This window comes from Pseudomonas sp. GW821-FHT07E12, assembly GCF_058986605.1.
Map to the genome: position 1 here is coordinate 1 of NZ_JBYSVX010000093.1, position 730 is coordinate 730.

Genomic DNA, 730 nt, shown 5'->3' on the forward strand with positions numbered 1-730 from the left:
CGTTGCCAGCGTGGGCGCAGCGCCGCGCACCGCGCATAGCGCGTTGTAGAGATTCAGCAGGCCAGGGCCGGACAGCGCGTGCTCGACCGGCATGTGGCTGCGGGTCTTGAGCATTTCGCGCAGCAGCTGCGCTTCCAGGTCGGAGTTGGTCGCCAGCGCGGCCTGTCCGGCTTCTGTCGCCAGTACGACCGGGCGACCGCCATTGGGAATCCACACCGCTGCGCCCAGGCCGGTGCCGGGGCCGAGTACCAGTACCGGCGCGCGCGGTACGCGTTCCGGACCGGTGAGCTGGATGACCGCGCTGGCGTCCATGTAAGCCGCGGCGTGCGCTACTGCTTCGAAATCGTTGACCAGATGCACCGCGGCCAGCCCAAGCTCCTCGCGGATCGCGCGTGGCGATACCGGCCAGGGCAGGTTGGCGGTGATGACCGTGCCGTCTTCCAGCGGGAAGCCCGCGCTGGCAATCGCCACGTCGGATACCGCCGGACCGTCGCGCAGGAAGTCGCGCAGGATCGAGGCCAGGCTCGGGTAATCCGCGCAACGGTATTTGCGGTAGTCGAGCACCTCGATCGGATGGTCGGAATCGTGGCAGGTCCGCACCCGCCCGACGCGCACGTGGGTGCCGCCGACATCCGCGGCGAGGAACGACACGCGATCCGCCGTCGCCGGCGTGATTGTCTTTCCATGTTCTGAGACCACTGCGTACGTCCCCATGACACTCCCGACCGTT

1 protein-coding gene is annotated in these 730 nt (G+C 68.4%); it reads right to left on the reverse strand.

All coding sequences use genetic code 11. From position 1 onward, the window contains the following. A partial coding sequence (locus tag AC3WJE_RS21040) for a glucokinase (RefSeq protein ID WP_493732792.1) occupies positions 1-714 on the reverse strand: 714 nt, incomplete at its 3' end. Positions 715-730: the final 16 nt, after the last annotated feature.